Below are 6,238 nucleotides of genomic sequence, written 5' to 3'. Positions count from 1 at the left end.
GGTTATAAAGGTAACGGCTCAAGACAATAGCACCGCAACCTACACCATTACCATGGCTTCAACCCTCGAAGTTCCAACGGCTTTTCGGGCAGTTGCTGGGAATGAATTAATCGAGCTGCACTGGAGTACCGTTGCCAATGCAGTATCTTATAAAGTTTATCAATCGACAACAAGTGGAACAGGATATTCGGAAGTAGTAAACCTTCAAAGTTCGTCTTCGTATCAGGTACTAAATTTAACACCGGGCCAAACTTACTACTTTGTGGTAAAAGCAGTGGCCACTGGTTATAATGACAGTCTAAATTCATTAGAAGTATCGGCAATTGCCAATGTGACACCGAGTGGATCGGAAATATCCGGAAATCAGTTGATCATCAGCAATGAATCCACCGACCTGGCCACTCAATCAACTGGAACATTAAGTTCAATTATCACCCCACCCATGAACGAATTGAATACTGAAGGAATGGAAGGTCCGATTCGGATTAATCCGGAGATCCCCTTAAGAAATTCGCCTGATCAAAGCACCCTGGATGCCTCAATGATTCCGAGTGTTTCCAGTGCTGTAGTAAGCGATATTAAGACTTTCTATACCTACAATTACACCACAACCAGCTATGACCAAACAATAGCCCACTGTGCATACGTTGGGCCAAATGTTGAAGTATGGGTCGAAAATAATGCGACACCGGTTCAATTAACAGATAGTGAAGCGGCAACCATTGGTCAAGAATTCGACAATAACATTTATGGTCTAGTAACCACCAATTTTTTCGCTGCATCCGATGTTGATAATAATGGTAAGATCGATATCCTTTGCTTTGACATCAAAGATGGCTATACTGGCGGTGGTTACATTGGGGGATATTATGACCCAAACAACCAAGTAGCAGGTACATATTCTAATCAGATGGACATGATTTTTGTCGATACCAATCCATTGATTGGAACCGAAAAAAATCTGCCAAAAAGTTATTCAACACTGGCTCATGAGCTGCAACATCTAGTCAACTTCAATTGTAATAAAAATCAGGGCGGGCAAATGGCAACCTGGCTCAATGAGTCGTTGTCTCAAGCCGCAGAACAGATGTATAATGGCGTTCAGGCCGATCGCATCACCTACTTCAATAATTCAACAGTGATTACAGATGGACGTTCAGTTATGGATTGGACCAAAACTGACTCATTGCCAAATTACTCATTGTCTTACCTGTTTGGCCAATACTTAAGAACCCAGGCAGAACAAAAGTTGGATGCTGGCGTAAAGACGGATATCTTTAAACAGATCCTCGTTGATCCCGGCAATGAAACCACAGCTTTGACCAATGCGATTCACAATAACATTGATGCAAGTTTATCCCTTGGTAATGTATTAACGAATTTCAGAGTTGCAATGGCACTTAAGGCTACAACCGGAGTTTACGGTTTTGGTAATGATGCTGCAGCATTCTCTGGTATAACACCAAAAGTAAGCACCTTAACCGCTACTGATTTAAAAGGCGGCGGAGCAATTGTCAAAGATATTTCCGCGGGGCCATTTACGGTTCCAACGATACATGGTAGTAATGTCACCTACACTGGCGTTTACTAAAAAACATATAACATATAGCCCCGATTGCGGAATCGGGGCTTTATTAAAAAAAATAGCTATCTAATAATATGAATTCTGAGATTATAGGTGAAATTCAAAAATTAGATTTGATTGGCATGAAAACAAAAATCATTCAATACAGGAGTAGAAGAACGGTTTTTATGCCAAACACATTTATTCAATACAAAAAATGAAAGGGTAATAGAGGCAGAAAGATGACCAGAACAGATAGCGAAAAAAATGTTGCTATGCAAAAGAGCCGCAAAACCTATCAGGAGTTGCGATATGAATTTCTTAAGAAATACAAACCGGAACTTTACCACTGTCTAATTCAAGAAAATCAGCTAATTAAGCATCTAACACTGATACAACAGAGTGCTGAGAATCGTGAAAAACAAATTATTGATAATTTAATAAAAAAAGAACATTCGGAAAGGTGTAATACATCCCACGAACTGACCGATTTACACAACAAAATATTAATGGAACAGGCCAGGCAAATTGTAGAAATTGAGATAATACGCGTATAAGATAATAGAATTGACGTAGAATGCAATACTATGATATTATAGACTAAAATAAGTGTTTGCAAATGGATCGTTTCGAATGAAGCGGTCCTTTTTTTGTGCAAAGGAGTGAAAATTTATGGAAACTGGAACAAAAATTGAAGTAATCGAAGCAGGTGCGAATACGGTATGGTCTACTCACGACGAAAACCCGAAAGAAATTCTGCTATTCCTACAATCGGTCGAATCGGATATCAAAATGAAATTCAAACTATTTACACCGGCATCCGACACGATGCAACTTATTGCCTGTAATGATTGTGGTGCAGAGATTGACATGGAAGACGTATTTTGCCGAAATTGTGGCAGTAGACAAGAAAAATAATTTTAAAAAAGAAATGGAGATAAATTATGATTATCGAAGATGTTAAACAATTACAAACGGTCAACGCATACATCGAAAAATGCGAAAATGCGAAAAAATGCATTGGTGAATTTTTAAAAGACGATATGACCGAAATTAAGATTAATACAGTCGAACAGAAAGCTAGATTTAGCGAACTTTTATCGCCCACGCAAATGGAAGAACTGCTTACCACAGTCTTAACCTTTATTGAAACGAACCAGGAAAACAGTAGCCAATACCTCGAAAGTATTAAACTACCTTCACTACCGACAATCATTGACAGCATTATTAATAAAACAGCCACAAAGCCGCAAATTAAACCTGAAAAAGCGAAGGTGGAAACTGCTGGCGAGCCAGAAGAAAAAAGCGCTTAAAACCGAAATATGACTAAATTCAAATAAGGGAAAGGAGTGGTGTTTTATGGTTCATGAGAAGCGGCTTGCACTGATGCTCCCCATGGATAAATCCAGGGGCTTCTGCACGACAACACCCCACATCCCCAGGCGGAAGTCACAAAAATGTTGAAAATTGTATAAGTTTGGTGTCAATGATCCCCCACTTAACGCCTTGCGGGGCGTTTGAAGTGGGGGCCTGGCCCGAGCCGTGAAAGCGGCAGGGAATCATTGAGCAGAAGCACGACGGTCACATGCGCCCCTTCGGGGGAACTGCCACCATGGGATTTTCCCAGTTCCATGCACTGGAACGTGTCCGCCAAGCTTAGGGAAACAGAAGCGCCCCCGGCGCGGGTTTACAACCACCCAAAGGAGAACCATCATGACAGACATGATCTACATACTGGCACCGGACGGGCAACCGTTGATGCCAACAAAACGATTCAAAAAGATCCGGCAGCTGCTCAAAGACGGAAAGGCCTGGATTGTCGGGTACAAACCCTTCACCGTGCAGCTGCTGACAGAACCCACCGGTCGTCACACCCATCGGGTGATTGACGGCACTGATCCGGGCCGGACTAACATTGGCGCCTGTGACATCCTTGAAAACGGAACCGTCCTCTATGCCGATGTGACCATCACCCGGAACAAGGACGTGCCCCGGAACATGAAAAAGCGGGCCGCCATGCGCCGGGCCAGTCGCCGGGGTGAGCGCCTGGCAAGAAAACGATTGGCCAGAGCCAATCAGACCACCATGAAAGGCGGCAAGGTATTGCGTCATCTGCCCGGTTTCGGCGATGGCAAGACCGTGCCGGTGAAAGACATCATCAACACCGAGGCCCGGTTTTCAAACCGGAGCCGTCCGGAAGGCTGGCTGTCCCCCACTGCCCGGCACCTGGTGCAAACCCATCTGCAGGGACTGAAAAACAGGATGAAGCGGCTGCCCATCACCGATGCGGTAGTGGAGCTGAACAAGTTTGCCTTTATGGCGATCGACAACCCGGATATCAAGCGGTGGCAGTACCAGCACGGCCCGCTGTTCGGAAAGGGCAGTGTCAATGAAGCTGTTTATGAAATGCAGGGTGGGCATTGTCTGTTTTGCAGGCAGCCAATCGCGCACTACCATCACCATGATCCGCAACACCGAAACGGCAGCGACACCCTTGCCAATAAGGTGGGGCTGTGTGAAAACCACCACACCCTGGTGCACAACGATCAGGAATGGGCTGACAAGCTTGATGAGAAACATACAAAGTTGAATAAGAAATACGGGGCGCTGTCGGTGCTGAACCAAGCGATCCCCTATATCCTGGAAGGCTATGTCGCCTTATTAGGTGAAGGCCACGTCTTTGTCACCGATGGGTATACCACCCATCAAATGCGTGAAGCCATGGCGTTAGAGAAAAACCATGACCAGGATGCCTATGTCATTGCCTGTTCGATCCTGAACAGTGAGAACGAAGCCTTTGCGGTCGATACCGTAGAGAGCCAGGAAATCCGGCAGTTCCGCCGTCATGACCGGGCCATAATTAAAAGTCAGAACGAGCGCACCTACAAGCTTGATGGCGTGGTCGTAGCAAAGAACCGGAAGAAACGGATGGATCAGAAGGATGACAGTCTTCAGGACTGGTATTTAAAAACCATGCGGCAATGGGGTCGGAACGAAGCCGATACACTGCGATCCCGGCTAAAAGTAGAAAAAAGTCGGCGCCGGTATAACAATCCGGACCGGGTGATGCCGGGAGCGGTCTTTCTTTATGAAAAGAAACGTTATGTGCTTCAGGGACAGTTAACTGGTGGTGCGTATTATCGGGCTGTTGGTCAGGGAAACCGGAACTTTCCGGCAAAACAATGCCATATCGTCGCCGGTAATAATGGGCTGGTGGCAATTTAGAGATCACAAGGATAGAACCAGGCGGAAATGAAAGCCATGATGGCGCATTCATCCACACCTTACGAAGCAGGGATCGGACGGCAGTAAAGCCGAGGCCGTCCTCTTCGTTGAAGGTGTGGTATTCTGCTTGGTCTGGTTGATAAATAGAGCATTGTAACGAATAGCTTTAAATTGGGATTTTAATGAAAAATCATACCAAACTCTATTGTTTTTCTACAAATAACAACCAGTTTGTATGTTAAATGGAACATAACAAATTAATTAATGCAACAAACCAAAGCCGGCAGAAATGCCGGCTTTAATTTTTAATAAGGGATTGGGAAAATGGAAAACATCAATATTCGCATCGAAATTAAAGAAAATGATAAAACCTTAGAATGGATTAAAATGGGCTGTAGTCAGATGGAAGCAATAGAATTGCTCAAAAAAAGCCTGTTGGAAGTGATGGAACGGTATCAGCAAGAAAAGGTTTAAAGAGAGCTGCCAGAAAGGAAAATACTATGATACTTATTGTCGCAGAAAAGAAAGCCTTCGCACAAGTTGTTGCGGAAGTTTTGAATATTACTCAAACTAAAGGTGGCTACTGGCAGAATAACCAGTATTATGTCACTTGGTGTTTTGGTCATCTAGTGGAATTATGTAAACCAGCAACCTATGGTTCGCAATATGAAAAATGGAATTACGAAAGCCTGCCAGTCATCCCGACGACATTTCAACACGAAGTAATAGAAAAGCCTGAGATCGCAAAAAAACTGTTTTCCATAATAAAAAAACTGATGAACCAGAAGGATGTTACTGAAATTATTTGTGCGACCGATGCAGATCGTGAAGGAGAATTGATTTACCGGCGAGTTCACAATATGGCCGGATGCAACAAACCAGTAAAACGACTTTGGGTAGACAGCATGGAGAATAAAGAAGTGGAAAAAGCCTTTCAGAGCATGAAACCAATGGCTGAGTATGATCATATCTATGAAGCCAGTCATTGTCGGGCCATATCTGATTGGCTCATTGGGATGAATGGCAGCCGTTTGTTTTCTGTCTTATATGCACCGGAGAAAATCAGTGTTGGCCGTGTTCAAACCCCAACTGAACGCATGGTCGTTGAGCGTGACCTACAAATCGAAAACTTTATTAAGCAGACCTATTATACCGTAACGCTCAAATGCGCCGGTTTAGATGCTGAAGGCGAGCGAATCGATGCTATTGAAAAAGCAAAAGAAATACATGCCCTGACAGATATGCAAGATGCTGAAATCATAAGTGTTGAAAGAACGGAAAAAAACAACAATCCTCCAAAACTTTATAGCCTATCCAATCTCCAGGGAGATGCCAACCAGTATTTTGCTTACACAGCCCAACAAACGCTCGATCTGGTTCAAAAGCTCTATGAGAAGAAATTGATGACATACCCAAGAACAAGTAGTTTATATATTACTTCGGCCATGG

6 protein-coding genes and 1 pseudogene are annotated in these 6,238 nt (G+C 43.7%); all 7 read left to right on the top strand.

Features of this window, described 5'->3' with window-relative positions; translation table 11 throughout:
* A pseudogene (locus Q7J41_RS10565) lies at positions 1–1,591 on the top strand (hypothetical protein); the annotation flags it as partial.
* A gap of 215 nt (positions 1,592–1,806) precedes the next feature.
* Positions 1,807–2,121 (top strand): TnpV protein, encoded by a 315-nt coding sequence (locus tag Q7J41_RS10560; RefSeq protein ID WP_304887856.1) that lies wholly within the window; start codon positions 1,807–1,809, stop codon positions 2,119–2,121.
* Positions 2,122–2,236: 115 nt separating this feature from the next.
* Positions 2,237–2,482, top strand: coding sequence for a zinc-ribbon domain-containing protein (locus Q7J41_RS10555; RefSeq protein WP_304887854.1), 246 nt, complete (start codon positions 2,237–2,239; stop codon positions 2,480–2,482).
* Between the two features lie 26 nt (positions 2,483–2,508).
* Complete coding sequence (locus Q7J41_RS10550; RefSeq protein ID WP_304887853.1) at positions 2,509–2,877, top strand: hypothetical protein; 369 nt, start codon at positions 2,509–2,511, stop codon at positions 2,875–2,877.
* A 400-nt stretch (positions 2,878–3,277) separates the two neighbouring features.
* On the top strand, positions 3,278–4,789 hold the full coding sequence (locus Q7J41_RS10545) for an RRXRR domain-containing protein (protein ID WP_304887852.1): 1,512 nt from the start codon (positions 3,278–3,280) through the stop codon (positions 4,787–4,789).
* Positions 4,790–5,113: 324 nt separating this feature from the next.
* Positions 5,114–5,263: a hypothetical protein gene (locus Q7J41_RS10540; RefSeq protein ID WP_304887851.1), complete on the top strand. Its 150-nt coding sequence runs from the start codon at positions 5,114–5,116 to the stop codon at positions 5,261–5,263.
* A gap of 26 nt (positions 5,264–5,289) precedes the next feature.
* The coding region (locus Q7J41_RS10535; protein WP_304887849.1) for a DNA topoisomerase at positions 5,290–6,238 on the top strand (949 nt) is incomplete at its 3' end.

Source organism: Acetobacterium sp. (genome assembly GCF_030652775.1).
Lineage (GTDB): Bacteria > Bacillota > Clostridia > Eubacteriales > Eubacteriaceae > Acetobacterium.
Note: the sequence above shows the minus strand (reverse complement) of the source record. Positions and strands in the feature narration are given on the sequence as shown.